This window comes from Dactylosporangium sp. CA-052675 (genome assembly GCF_050947935.1).
In the GTDB taxonomy this organism is placed as follows: Bacteria; Actinomycetota; Actinomycetes; order Mycobacteriales; family Micromonosporaceae; genus Dactylosporangium.
On sequence record NZ_CP192010.1, the window covers coordinates 7,350,478 to 7,362,996 of the forward strand.

Here is a 12,519-nt window from a genome sequence, read left to right on the forward strand (position 1 = left end):
CATACGTCTCACAGCACGCCCGCGAAAGGGATACCCGGAATCGCTTTTCGGATTGCTGCCCGGTGCGACGCGCACCTAGCGTGATGCGCGTTGTGGCACCACCTCGGAGCAATCCTGAGCGAGAGGAATCACCGGTGACGCACACCAACGAAACAGTGCGGTGGACCATTCCCGATCAACTGCGCCGGCGCGCGGCGCAGCGGCCGGGCGCGGTGGCGCACGAGGTGGCCGGCGGGGCCGCCCTGACCTTCGGGCACTGGGACGCCGCCTCCGACGCCGCCGCCCACGGGCTGACCGCGCGGGGGGTGACGCCCGGCTCCCGCGTCCTGCTCAACGTCTCCGCACGCCACTGGACCGACTACGCCGTGGCCTGGGCCGGCGTGCTCAAGGCGGGCGCCGTCGCGGTGCCGGTGTCCCCGGCGGCCGGGCGCGAGCAGGCCACGGCGGCCTTCCTCGCGTCCCGCGCGGTGCTCGTCGTCGGCGACAGCGACCTCGTCGACGGGCCCCGGTGCACCGTGGCCGAGCTGGTCGCGGACCAGCCGCAGACGCCGCCGGCCGTGGCGGTCTCGCCCGCCGACGACGCCGAGATCATCTACACCTCGGGCACCACCGGGCGGCCCAAGGGTGTCGTCGCCACGCACGAGAACCTGCTGTTCCCCCTGATGCGCTCGCGGGCGCGCACGCCGCGCACCGCGCTGCACGCGCTGCCGCCGGGCACGACCGTCGGCCAGGGCCTGCTCGTGCAGCCGCTCGGCCCCGCGCCGCACCGCACGCTCACGCTGCCACAGTTCGTCCCCGCCGAGGTGCTCGAGGCGATCGACCGGTTCCGGCCGACGGACCTGGTGCTGGTGCCCGCGATGGCGATCGCGCTGGTCACCGCCGGCGCCCGGGGCGACTACGACCTCGGCAGCGTGGAGCAGGTCCGCACCACCAGCGCCCCGATCCACCCGGCGACGCTGCAGGCCCTCGCCGAGCTCTTCCCGGGGGCGCGCATCCGCAACGTCTACTCCACCACCGAGTGCTGGCCGCGCCGGATGGCCACCGACTACGACCGCGCCCGGCCCCGCTCCCTCGGCCGGCCGGCCGCCGGGTCCGAGGTGCGCATCGTCCTGCCGGACGGCGGCGTGGCCCCGGCGGGCGTGGCCGGCGACGTCCAGCTGCGCAGCGACGCGCCGCAGCGGCGCTACGACGGCGAGACCGCGGAGTCGGCGGTGTTCCTCGACGGCGGCTGGACCCGCACCGGCGACATCGGCCGCGTCGACGCCGACGGCTACTTCTATCTGGTCGACCGCAATCCGGACCTCGTCAACACCGGCGGCCTCAACGTGTCCACATTGGACGTCGAGGCGACGCTGATGGAGTTCCCGGGGGTCGTGGAGGCCGCCGTGTGCGGCGTGCCCCACCCGGTGCTCACGGAGTGCGTGATGGCCGCGGTCCGGGCCCGGCCCGGCCTCGACGTCGCGGCCCTGCAGGAGTTCGCGCGCGAGCGGCAGGGCGCGGCCGCGCCGCTGCGGATCGTCGTGGTCGAGGACATGCCGCGCAACATGATCGGCAAGGTCGACAAGCGGCAGCTGCGCAAGGATCTGGAGCAGCACGCGGACGCCCGGCCCTACGAGCCGCCGCGCACGCCGACGGAGATCCGCGCGGCGGAGCTGTGGTCGGTGGCGCTGGACGTCGGGCCGGTCTCCGCGGGCGACGACTTCCTGCAGCTCGGCGGGGCGTCGCTGGCGGCCATGGAGGTGGTCAGCGAGCTGTCGGAGGAGCTCGGGCGCCGGGTCACGGTCCGCGACCTGCTCGACAGCACCAGCCTGCGGGAGTTCGCCGCACGCGTCGACGCCGCCGCCCCGGCCGACGGCGACGAGCTGCGCGGGGTGCCCGCGTGAGCGCGGCGACGACCGGCGCGGTCGCCGGACCGCCCGCACCGGCCGCGGTGGTGAGTGCGCCGCTGTCGTACTGCCAGGAGTCCTTCCTCACCGCCGGCGAGTCCGCGGTGAACGTGCCGGCCGTGGTGGAGCTGCCCGGGCCGGCCCCGGCCGAGCGCGTACGGTGGCTGCTCGACGAGCTGACCGCGCGGCACGGCGCCCTGCGCACCGTGCTGACCCGCGGGGCCGGAGCCGGCTCGCCGGTCGAGCAGCGGGTGGCGGACGCGGCCCGGCTGGAGCTGACCCTCGACCGGCACGACGGTCCCGCGGGCGAGCTGCTGCCCGGCTGGCTGCTGGCCGGCTCGCAGCGGCCGTTCCGCCTCCTGGACGCGCCCCTGGCCCGCGCCGAGCTGCACGCGGCGCACGACCGGCACGTGCTGGTGCTGTGGCTGCACCACGCCATCAGCGACCTGGGCACGAGTCAGGTGCTCGCCGACGAGGCCGCCCGGCTGTGGCGGGGCGAGCGGCTGCCCCGGCCGGTGACCCACATGGCCGACTACGCCCGGCAGGAGCGCGGCGTGCGGCCGAGCGCGGCGCAGTGGCGCTACTGGGAGGCGGCCCTGGCCGGGTGCGACGACACGTTCGGCCTGCCGTACCCGTCCGGCCCGCACGCCGGGCACCTCGTCGAGCGCCCGGCGCTGCCCGTGCTGCCGGCCGACGTGGTCGCCGCGCTGCAGCGGCTCGCCGCGGGCGGGCGCACGACGATGACCGCGGTGCTCGCGGCGGCGGCCGTCGCCGCGCACCACGAGTCGGCGCGGGCCGAGCGGGTCGTGCTCGGGCTGACCGTCGGCAACCGCGACCAGCCGCACCTGCGCTCGGTGGTCGGGTGCCTCGCCGACCAGCTGCCGCTCGTGGTCGGCCTCGCCGGCGCCCCGACCTTCCGCGGCCTGGTCGGGCGGGTCCGGGAGGCGCTGCTCGACGCCTACGAGCACCGCCTGCCGCTGGGGTGCCTGGCCCCGCTGCTGCCGCGGCGGCAGGCCCCGCTCTTCGCGGTGAACCTCAACTTCCTGCCGCCGGCCCCACGGCCGGCCGGGGCCGCGCCCGCGGCGCCCGGCGACGAACGGGCCGTGCCCTACGGCATGGTCAAGACCCGCCCCGACGCGTGGTGGCTCGGCGACGCGACCGTCGCCTACCGGCCCCGCATCGACGGCGGCCGGCTCACCGGCGAGGTCGAGGGCGACGGCGAGCTGCACGGCCGCGCCCGGGTGGGCCGGTTCGCCGAGCGGTTCAGCGGCGTGCTGCGGCGGGCCGCCCGCGAGCCGGACCTCGGCCTGGCCGCGCTCGTCGCCGACCTGTGAGCACCGAAAGGAGACCCCGGTCATGACCCGGACACTGGCCGAACCGGCCCACCGTCCCGCCAGCTACTACCAGCGGGACTGGGTGCGCGCGTGCGCGGCGGGCCGCTCGTACTACAGCCTGCCGATCGCCTGGGACGTCGAGGGCCCGTTCGACGCCGAGGCGGTGCGCGTCACGCTCGCCGGCCTCACCGAACGGCACGCCGCGCTGCGCACCGGCTTCCGGATCCGCTCCGGCGGCCCCGATCCCGACGTGGACCAGATCGTCATGCCGTCGCTGGAGGCCGACCTCACGGTGATCGACCTCGCCGGCGCGGCCGATCCGGGCGCGAGCGCGGACGCGCACATCGTCGCGGAGTCGCAGCGGCCCCGGGTGCTGGACCGCCCGCCGCTGTGGCACGCCTCGCTGCTGCGGCTCGGCCCGGACCGCTTCGTGCTGGCGCTGTTCGTGCACCACCTCATCTTCGACGGCTGGTCGCACGGCGTCCTGCACGACGAGCTGGTCCGCTGCTGCCGGGCGGTGCTGCAGGGCCGGCCGGCGCGCCTGCCCCGCCTGGCCCTGCACCTGGCCGACCACACGGCGGCCGAGCGGGCTGCGCGCGACGCCGGCCACGAACGGTGGTGGCGCGAGCGCCTGCGCGACCTGCCGCCGCTGGCCCCGCTGCCGCCCGTCGGCGGCCGGTTCATCTGTGCGCCGATCGCGCCGCTGCCCGCCCCGGCCGCCGAGGCGCTGCGCCGCGGCGCGGCCGAGCGCGGCGGGGGCCTGAGCACTGCGCTGCTGGCCGCGCTGCTGCTGGCCCGCCGCGCGCACGCCGGGGACGACCAGGTCGTCGGCGTCACCCGCGCGGGCCGCGACCGGCCGGGCGCCCAGCGGGTCGTCGGCCCGCTGCTCGATCACCTCCCGGTGCGGGTCGACGTGTCGCGCTCCCGGGACTTCCCCGCGCTGGTCGCCGACGTGGCCCGCGCGTACCGGGAGGCGCTCGCCCACCAGCTGCCGCTCGGCCGCATCCGTCAGGTGGTTCCCGACGACCTGACCGCGCGGCGGCAGCGCCTCTTCGACACCCGGTACAACTACCTGCCGGCGGCCGCGCCGCTGGCCGCGACGCTGAGCGCGCCGGACGGCCGGACGGTGCGCATCGCCGCCCGCCCGATCGACCCGCTGCGGCTGTCCCCCCGGCACACCGAGGACCACCCCGAGGTGCTGCCGCTGTCGTACAACCTGCGCCGAGACCCCGACGGGACCCTCGGCGGCGACGTCTGCGGGCACGACGGGCTGTACCCGCCCGAACGGCTGGCGACGGTCGCCGGGGAGTTCGCGGCCGCGCTCGCCGAGGCCGCGGCGGCACCGCGATGGTGACGGCACCGGCCCGGGCGGCGGCCGCACCGCTCGCGGGCCGGCGGCGGGCCACCGTGCTCATCGCGTGCGTGGCGAACTTCGTCGTGCTCGCCGACGCGACGATCGTCAACGTCGCGCTGCCGGCCCTGCGCCACGACCTGCGCATCGCCCCGGCGCAGCTGCCCTGGGTGGTCGACAGCTACACGCTGGTGTTCGGCGCCTGCCTGCTCCTCGGCGGGCTGGCCGCGGACCGGGCCGGGCCGCGGCTGCCGTTCGTCGCCGGCATGGTCGTGTTCACCGCGGGCTGCGTGCTGTGCGGGTCGGCGGGCGACGCCGGTGCGCTGTTCGCCGGCCGGGCGGTGCAGGGCGCCGGTGGGGCGCTGTTCAGCCCGGCGGCGCTCGCGCTGGCCACGGCGGCGGCCGGGACCGCGGCCGAGCGCGTGCGGGTCCTGGCGCTGTGGGGCGCGCTCGGCGCCGCCGCCGTGGCCGCCGGTCCGGTGCTCGGCGGGCTCGTCACGGCGTCCCTCGGCTGGGCCGCGCTGTTCTGGCTCCCGGGCCTGCTGTGCGGGGCGGCCGCGCTCGCCGCGCTGCGGCTGCCGGCGGACGGCGGGGGCGCGCACGCGGGACGGGCCGGCGGCGAGCGGGCACCGGACCGCCCGGCATTCCCGGCCCGGCGGGTGGCGGCCGCCTGCGCCGCGACGGCGCTGTCCTGCGGGGCGCTGGTGGGGGTGAGCTACGCCGGCACCCTGTGGCTGCAGGAGGTGCTGGGCTTCGGCGTGGTCACCGCCGGGCTGTTGCTGCTGCCGCTGAGCCTGGGCATCGTGGCCGGCTCGGCCGCCGCGCCCGCGCTGCTGCGGCGGTGCGCGCCGTGGCGGCTCGCGGTGGCCGGGGCGGTGGTCACGGCCGCGGGCATCGCGGCGCTGATCCCGATGACCGCGCGGTCGCCGGTGGCGTGGCCGGTGGCGGCGCTCGGGCTCCTGGCGTTCGGCTTCGGCGCGCAGTCCGTGCCGGTGACGCTCGCCGCCACGGCCGTGCCGCGCCGGGCCGGGCTCGCCACGGCCGCCTACCAGACGGCCAAGCCAGCTCGGGGGCGGCCTGGGCCTCGCGGCGCTGGCCGCGCTCGCGGTCGCCGCCGGTGGGGCCGCGCCCGCCGGAGCCGGCACGGTCCCGGGCTACCGGGCCCTGTTCGCCGGGGCCGCGCTGGCGGCCGTCGGCGCGGCGCTGCTCGGCGCCGGCCTGTGGGACCCGGCGGCGCCGCGCTCAGGATTCCCGGCGGCGCCGCGCTCAGAAGCGCCGCGCTCAGAAGTGCCGGCGGCGCCGCGCTCAGAAGTCCCAGCGGCGCCGCAGGATCTCGTCCCCGTCGACGGTGACGCGGGCCGTGGCGCTGCCGGCCTCGCGGGTCAGCCGGAGCCGGACCTCGGTGCGGACCCGCTCGCCGGTGGGCAGCACGACCGTCGTGTCGGCCGCGCCCTCGACCCGGGTCGCCGCTGAGGCGTCGCGATCGGCGGCGGCGCGGACGTGACTGGCCGCGTCCACCCGCACGCCCCCGCGCGGCAGCACCGCGCTGGTCTCGTCGCCCAGCACGACCGTGACCCGGTCCCGGGCCGGTTCCCGGACGATCTGCCACCGCGGCCGGTGCGACAGCCACGGCGACCCGGCCGCCTGACGCGCCGGGTCCGGGGCCGGCACCGTCGCCGGCTTGCCGGCCCCGGCGGGCGCCACGGGAATCGTGAGCCCGGCCCGGCCGACCCGCAGCGTCCCGCCGCCGGCGACCGGCCACAGCCGCGGGAAGGCGCTCTCGCTCACCGTCACGCGCAGCGCGTGGCCGGCCGGCAGCTCGTGGCAGGCCGGGTCCAGGGTGATCCGCACCGCCGAGCGCTCGGCCGGGACGTCGGCCAGGATCCCGCCGGTGATGAGCACCGAGCGGCCGGCCGGGTCCACGTCGGTCAGCTTGACCACGACCCGGCGCGCCGCCGACCAGGTCAGGTCGAGCGTCACGACCGGCCGGCCGAGCAGCAGCCGCGGCTCGCGGACCGCCTCCCCGGTGACGGTGGCCGCGCGGGTGTCGTCGTCGTGCTGGTCGAGGGCGCGCTCCACGCCGGCCGCGGGGATGCCCCACACGCCGCTGAGCGCGCCCACGGTGGCGTCGGGCGCGGCGCTCACGCCGTCCCCGGCCCCCACCGCGACCGTCTCCTGCGCCACGCCGGCCGGCGGCCAGGCGTCGAAGTCGTGCCAGCCGGACTCGGGGCCGGGCAGGTGCAGCGTCACCGGCGGCTCGGTGTCGACGCCGTTCGCCTCGCCGCCGAGCCACCGCCGCCACCAGCGCAGCGCGAGCGCGCACGTGTCGGCGGGGTGCTCCGGCGCGTCGTCGGGAATCGTGTGCGACCACGGCCCGACGAGGAGCTTGCGCGGGCCGCCGAGCCGTTCGAAGGCGCGCAGCGAGCCGTCGCAGAACATGTCCCGCCACCCCGCCACGCACAGCACCGGCACGGTGATCTCGGCGGCGTCGACGACCCGCTCGCGCCAGCGCGGGTCGCCGGCCGGGTGGCGGTACAGGTCGGCGAGGTAGGGCGCCGCGTCCTCGGCCCGCCGCCGCCAGCGCCGCTGCTCCTGCGCCGCGTGGAAGTCGCCGACCGGCGGCAGGACCTGGTTGTGCAGGGTGGCGAGGCCCCACATCGCCAGGGCGGTACAGCAGCCGGGCGCGCCCCCGGGGTGCACGAAGTCGCGCTCCGGGTCGAGCATCCCCAGCACGGACACCACCGCCCGCAGCGCCGGCGGACGGCGGGCGGCCGTGCGCAGCGCGAGCAGGGCACCGTAGGAGAAGCCCCACATGCCGACCGCGCCGGTGGACCACGCCTGCCCGGCGGCCCAGCGCACCAGGTCGACGCCGTCGTCGGCCTCGGCCGGGTCGAACGGGGGCCGGGCGAGGCCGTCGGAGGAGCCGAGCCCGAGCGGGTCGGCGAGCACGCAGGCGACGCCGGCCGCGGCGAACTCGTGCAGCGCCGCGCGGACCCCGAGGCCGCCGAGCGCGTCCTTGCGGTACGGCAGCAGGCAGACCACCACCGGGGCCGGACCGGCACCGCGGGGCAGGAACAGGTCCGCGGACAGCGTCACGCCCGGGGTCGCCGTGGGCACCCGGGCGTCGTGGCGGACCTCGACGTCGTACCGTTCGCCGTTCTCGGGTTCCATCGGCCCTCCTCAGCTGGAGTCGCGCACGACCAGTCGCAGGCCGAGCGTGATGTGCTGCACCGACGCCGACGGGTCCGCGATGCGCTCGGCGAGCAGCCGGGCACCGATCCGCCCGGACTCCTCGAAGGGCTGGCTGACCGTCGTCAGGCCGGCCGCCTCGGCGACGCTGCCGTCGTCGAAGCCCGCCACGGCGAGGTCTTCGGGCACCCGCAGCCCCTGGCGGCGGGCCTCCAGCACCAGGCCCGCGGCGAGCAGGTCGTGGTGGGCGAAGACCGCGGTCGGCGCCGGGCGCAGGGCGAGCACCTCGCCCAGGGCCCGGCGGCTGCTCACGATGTCGTTGCCGGTCAGCACCGTGGGCACCGCGGCCGCGTCGATCCCGGCGCCGGCCAGCACGCGCAGGAAGCCGCGGTTGCGCCGCTGCCCCTGGGATAAGAACGCCTGGGACTCCTGCGGCTCCTGCAGGAAGGCGAACGACGTGTGGCCGCGCTGCAGCAGGTGGCGGGCCAGCATGGCGCCGCCCTCCTCGTCGTCGATGTTGACGGTGCTGAACTCCGGCCGGGAGCTGTCCACCAGGACCGTCGGCAGCCCCCGGGTGCCCAGGTGCTCGGCGAGCTCGTCGTCCAGCGGCAGGCCCATGATGAGCAGCCCGTCGAGGCGCCCGGTCACCGGCAGCGTGCGCAGCAGCGGCGACACGCTCGCCGCGGCCGACTCGTGGTCGTAGACCACCACGTCGCGGCTCGCGCCGTCGGACTCGGCCAGCACGCCCATGAGCCGGCGGCGGAACGAGTCGTAGGAGGTGAACGGGGCGAGCACGCCGATGCGCCCGACGCCGCGCCGGGCCTGGGACACCGCGACGCCCTTGGGCACGAACTGCAGCTCCTCGATCGCGCGCAGGACGCGCTCGCGCGTCTTGGCGTTCACCCGGCTCGGCCGGTTGATCGTCTGCGACACGGTGGAGATGCTCACCTTGGCGTGGGCGGCCACGTCGTAGATGGTGACGGCGTCAGACACGGCTGGGCTCACCCGGCTCCCAGCGCTCGTGCCCGGCCGGGTGCCGGGTGAGGTGTCCGGCCACCGCGCGGCGCCGTCGCTGCTCGACCGGATCGGGCACGGGCGCCGCGGCGAGCAGCGCCTGCGTGTAGGGGTGTTGCGGCTGTTGCGTCACGCGGGCCGCCGGGCCGGTTTCCATCACCCGGCCACGGTAGAGCACGACCACCCGGTCGGCGGCGTGGCGGATCAGGGCCAGGTCGTGCGTGATGAACAGGTAGCCGATCCCGGACTCGCGCTGCAGGCCGCGCAGGAGGTTGAGCACCTGCGCCTGGACGGACAGGTCCAGGGCGCTGGTGGGCTCGTCGCACACGATGAGGCGCGGGCCGGCGACGAGCGCCCGCGCGACGGCGATGCGCTGGCGCTGGCCGCCGGAGAACTCGTCCGGATAGCGCTCGGCGGCGTCCGGCGGCAGCCCGACGCGGCTCAGGACCTCGGCGACGCGCTCCCTGGCGCCCGCCGCGCCGCCGTGCGCGAGCAGCGGCTCGACCAGCGTCTGGCGGATGGTCCGGGACGGGTTGAGCGAGCCGTACGGGTCCTGGAAGATCGGCTGGATGTGCCGCGTCAGCTCGCGCCGCCGGCGCCGCCCGGCCGCCGTGATGTCCTCGCCGTCGAAGCGGACGCTGCCCCCGGTCGCGGGGACCAGGCCCAGCACCACGTTGCCGATCGTCGACTTGCCCGAGCCGCTCTCCCCGACCAGCGCGACCGTCTCGCCGGGCGCGACTGTCAGGCTCACGTCGCGCACCGCGTCCGGCGGCCGGCGGCGGCCCCGGCCGTAGTTCACGGTCAGCCCCCGCAGCTCCAGCAGCGCCTCGCCGTTCACAGCGCCGCCACCTCCTCCGCGCGGATGCAGCGGGTCACGCGGTCGCCGTCGCCGCCCGTGAGCGGGATGGTCCCGGCGGCGCACTCGTCGGCCGCGAATCGGCACCGGGGGCGGAACCGGCAGCCCGGCGACCAGTGCCCGGGCGACGGGACCGTCCCGGCGATGGTCGGCAGGTCCCGCCCGGCCACCGCGAGGTGCGGGTTGGCCTCGAGCAGGGCGCGCGTGTACGGGTGGCGGGGGTCGGCGTAGAGGTCCTCGACGCCGGCCTGCTCGACGACCTCGCCCGCGTAGACCACGACCGCGCGGTCACAGATGTCGGCCAGCACGCCCCAGTCGTGCGTGACCAGGATGACGGCCATGCCGAGGCGGCGGCGCAGGTCGCGCAGCAGGTCGAGGATCTCGGCCTGGACGGTGACGTCCAGCGCGGTAGTGGGCTCGTCGGCGACGAGCAGCTCGGGCCGCCCGGCGAGCGCGAGGGCGATGGCGACCCGTTGCGCCATGCCGCCGGACAGCTCGTGCGGGTAGCGCCGCGCGACCTGCTCGGGATCGGTGAGCCGGACGGTGCGCAGCAGCTCGACCGCCTCCCGGGCGGCCTGCCGGCGGCTCATCGGGGTGTGCCGGCGGATCACCTCGGCGACCTGGCTGCCGACGCGGAACGCGGGGTCCAGGCCGCTGCCCGGCTCCTGCGACACCAGCGCGATGCGCCGGCCCCGGACGCGGCCGAACCCGCGCTCATCGAGCCGGGTCAGGTCGAGGGCCGGCCCGGCACCGGGGCGGAACCGGGCGGCGCCCGCGGTCACCGCGCCGCCGGCCGGCAGCAGGCCGAGCAGGCTGCGCGCGATCATCGTCTTGCCCGAGCCGGACTCGCCGATGACCCCGACGCACTCCCCCGCCGCGACCGAGAAGCTCACGTCACGCACGACCGTGACCGCTCCGCCGGGCGCCGGGAACGCGATCGTGAGCCCGTCCACCGACAGCAGCGGCGCCGGGCCGGCCGCCGGGTCCTCGGGGGCGGCCGGCGCGGGGTGCGATCGCGCCGGCCGTGGCGGGGCCGCCGGCTCGCGGTGCTCGGCGGTGACGTCGCGGACCGCGTCGCCGAAGACGCCGAGCGCCAGGACGGTCAGCGTGAGCATCGCGCCGGTGGGGACGGCCAGCCACAGGTCCTCGCCGGTGACCTGGGCCGCCTGCGCGATCATGTTGCCCCAGCTCGGGCCCTCGGTCTCCGGGGCGCTGAGGCCGAGGAAGGACAGCGCCCCCTGGACCAGCACGGCGGTCGCGGCGAACAGGGAGACCTGCACGAGGATCGGGCCGGCGAGGCGGGGCAGGACGTGGCGGACCATGATGCGGGCCTCGCCCAGGCCGGACAGGCGCGCCGCCCGCACGTACAGCTCCCGCTTGACGCTCATGGTGACCCCCCGGGCGACGCGCAGCAGCATCGGCGCCGAGATCACGCCCAGCACGACCATGGTGGCGGCCGTGTTGCCCGGGAAGACCGCGAGCACCATGAGCAGCATGACGATGCCCGGCAGGGCGAGCAGCAGGTCGGCCAGCCACGAGATCGCGCGGTCGGCCCAGCCGCCGAGGTGCCCGGCCGTGACGCCGAGGGTCACGCCGAGCACGACGAACACCGCGACCGCCTCGACCACGCTGACGAGCGTGACCTGGGCGCCGTAGAGCAGCCGGCTGAGCACGTCGCGGCCCAGCCGGTCGGTGCCGAGCCAGTGCGCCGCGCCCGGCCCGGACAGCGCCGCGGCCAGGTCCTGCCGCTCGGGGTCCGCCGGGGCCACCCACCGCACGCACACCGTGGCGGCGGTCAGGGCGAGCAGGAAGGCCCCCGCGGCCAGCCCCGGGCCGGAGCGCCACAGCCGGCGCCATCGCGAGCGCCGGGCGGGGCGCGCGGACGGGGGCGCGTCGGTCGCGATCAGGGAGATGCTCATGCGGCACGCACCTTCGGGTCGAGCCAGCGGTACGCCAGGTCCACCAGCAGGTTCACGATGATCACGATGACGGTGAAGCAGAACGCCACTCCGGTGATGACCGGCAGGTTGTGGCCGCCGGTAGCGGTGACCGCCTGCTGGCCGAGGCCCGGCACGGAGAAGATGCCCTCGATGAGGACGGCGCCGCTGAGCAGGTTGACGAACAGCAGCCCCAGCATCGTGACCACCGGGATGGCGGCGTTGCGCAGCGCGTGCCGGTAGAGGATCGAGCGCAGCGGCAGGCCCCGGGCCCGCAGCATGGTGACGAACTCCTGGGACAGCACCGCGGCCATCGAGTCGCGGGTCTGCTTGGCGACGAAGGCGATCGACCCGGCCGAGAGCGTGAGCACCGGCAGCGCGATCGCGCGCAGCCAGCCCACCGGGTCGCGCCCCGGGTCGACGTAGCCGCCGGAGGGCAGCCAGGCCAGGCGCACGGCGAACAGCTCGACGACGAGCAGCGCCAGCCAGAAGCTCGGCACCGCGAGACCGGCCAGCGACACCGCGTCCAGCAGCCGGCCGGCCGGGCCGCGGCGCCGCGCGCCGGCGACGCCGAGCCAGGTGCCGGCGACGGCCGAGACGAGCACCGTGCCGACGATGACGGACAGGCTCGGCAGGAGCCGGTCGCCGACGATCTCGGCGACCGGCTGCCCGCTGAACAGGTCCCGGCCGAGGCTGCCGTGGAACAGGTCGCCGAGCCAGTGCCAGTACCGCACGTACAGCGGCTCGTCGATGCCGAGCAGCTCGCGGGTGCGGGCGTACTGCTCGGGGGTGTAGCTGCCCGACTGGCTGCTGAGGATGGACGTCGCCGCGTCCCCCGGCGCGAGCGACACGAGCACGAAGGACAGGGCGGTGACCACGAACAGCAGCGCCACCGACGAGGCGAGCCAGCGCAGCACGGCGCGGAGCATGGCGGCCGACCTTTCTGCGCCGG

General features: G+C 77.2%; 9 protein-coding genes. 4 read left to right on the top strand and 5 right to left on the bottom strand.

The window, feature by feature from the left end; translation table 11 throughout:
* Window positions 1-134: 134 nt before the first annotated feature.
* From ACQP1P_RS32700 to ACQP1P_RS32715, 4 genes are read left to right on the top strand one after another with little or no spacing between them, the layout of a single operon-like run.
* On the top strand, window positions 135-1,883 hold the full coding sequence (locus ACQP1P_RS32700) for an AMP-binding protein (RefSeq protein ID WP_433076735.1): 1,749 nt from the start codon (window positions 135-137) through the stop codon (window positions 1,881-1,883).
* A complete protein-coding gene (locus ACQP1P_RS32705; RefSeq protein ID WP_433076737.1) occupies window positions 1,880-3,220 on the top strand; it encodes a condensation domain-containing protein in 1,341 nt (446 codons plus the stop codon). Before ACQP1P_RS32700 ends, ACQP1P_RS32705 begins: the two co-directional genes overlap by 4 nt.
* Window positions 3,221-3,242: 22 nt before the next feature.
* Window positions 3,243-4,574 (top strand): condensation domain-containing protein, encoded by a 1,332-nt coding sequence (locus ACQP1P_RS32710; RefSeq protein WP_433076739.1) that lies wholly within the window; start codon window positions 3,243-3,245, stop codon window positions 4,572-4,574.
* Entirely contained in the window at window positions 4,568-5,923 is a 1,356-nt protein-coding gene (locus tag ACQP1P_RS32715) for an MFS transporter (protein WP_433076741.1), read from the top strand. The genes ACQP1P_RS32710 and ACQP1P_RS32715 overlap by 7 nt, the downstream gene beginning before the upstream one ends.
* Here ACQP1P_RS32715 and ACQP1P_RS32720 read toward each other — a convergent pair.
* The 5 genes from ACQP1P_RS32720 to ACQP1P_RS32740 are packed head-to-tail and all read right to left on the bottom strand — an operon-like array spanning window position 5,877 to window position 12,496.
* A complete protein-coding gene (locus ACQP1P_RS32720) occupies window positions 5,877-7,742 on the bottom strand; it encodes a CocE/NonD family hydrolase (RefSeq protein ID WP_433076743.1) in 1,866 nt (621 codons plus the stop codon). The genes ACQP1P_RS32715 and ACQP1P_RS32720 overlap by 47 nt on opposite strands.
* A gap of 9 nt (window positions 7,743-7,751) precedes the next feature.
* Window positions 7,752-8,753, bottom strand: a complete 1,002-nt coding sequence (locus ACQP1P_RS32725; protein ID WP_433076745.1) for a LacI family DNA-binding transcriptional regulator — start codon at window positions 8,751-8,753, stop codon at window positions 7,752-7,754.
* Complete coding sequence (locus ACQP1P_RS32730; protein WP_433076746.1) at window positions 8,746-9,612, bottom strand: ATP-binding cassette domain-containing protein; 867 nt, start codon at window positions 9,610-9,612, stop codon at window positions 8,746-8,748. The genes ACQP1P_RS32725 and ACQP1P_RS32730 overlap by 8 nt, the downstream gene beginning before the upstream one ends.
* Window positions 9,609-11,549 (bottom strand): dipeptide/oligopeptide/nickel ABC transporter permease/ATP-binding protein, encoded by a 1,941-nt coding sequence (locus tag ACQP1P_RS32735; protein WP_433076748.1) that lies wholly within the window; start codon window positions 11,547-11,549, stop codon window positions 9,609-9,611. The genes ACQP1P_RS32730 and ACQP1P_RS32735 overlap by 4 nt, the downstream gene beginning before the upstream one ends.
* Window positions 11,546-12,496, bottom strand: coding sequence for an ABC transporter permease (locus ACQP1P_RS32740; RefSeq protein ID WP_433076750.1), 951 nt, complete (start codon window positions 12,494-12,496; stop codon window positions 11,546-11,548). Before ACQP1P_RS32740 ends, ACQP1P_RS32735 begins: the two co-directional genes overlap by 4 nt.
* Between the last annotated feature and the right edge of the window lie 23 nt (window positions 12,497-12,519).

What these genes read in the sequence shown, in the direction of transcription:
- ACQP1P_RS32735 (WP_433076748.1), bottom strand. Translation starts at nt 11,549, where the DNA reads ATGAGCATCTCCCTGATCGCGACCGACGCGCCCCCGTCCGCGCGCCCC.
- ACQP1P_RS32720 (WP_433076743.1), bottom strand. Translation starts at nt 7,742, where the DNA reads ATGGAACCCGAGAACGGCGAACGGTACGACGTCGAGGTCCGCCACGAC.
- ACQP1P_RS32715 (WP_433076741.1), top strand. Translation starts at nt 4,568, where the DNA reads ATGGTGACGGCACCGGCCCGGGCGGCGGCCGCACCGCTCGCGGGCCGG.
- ACQP1P_RS32710 (WP_433076739.1), top strand. Translation starts at nt 3,243, where the DNA reads ATGACCCGGACACTGGCCGAACCGGCCCACCGTCCCGCCAGCTACTAC.
- ACQP1P_RS32740 (WP_433076750.1), bottom strand. Translation starts at nt 12,496, where the DNA reads ATGCTCCGCGCCGTGCTGCGCTGGCTCGCCTCGTCGGTGGCGCTGCTG.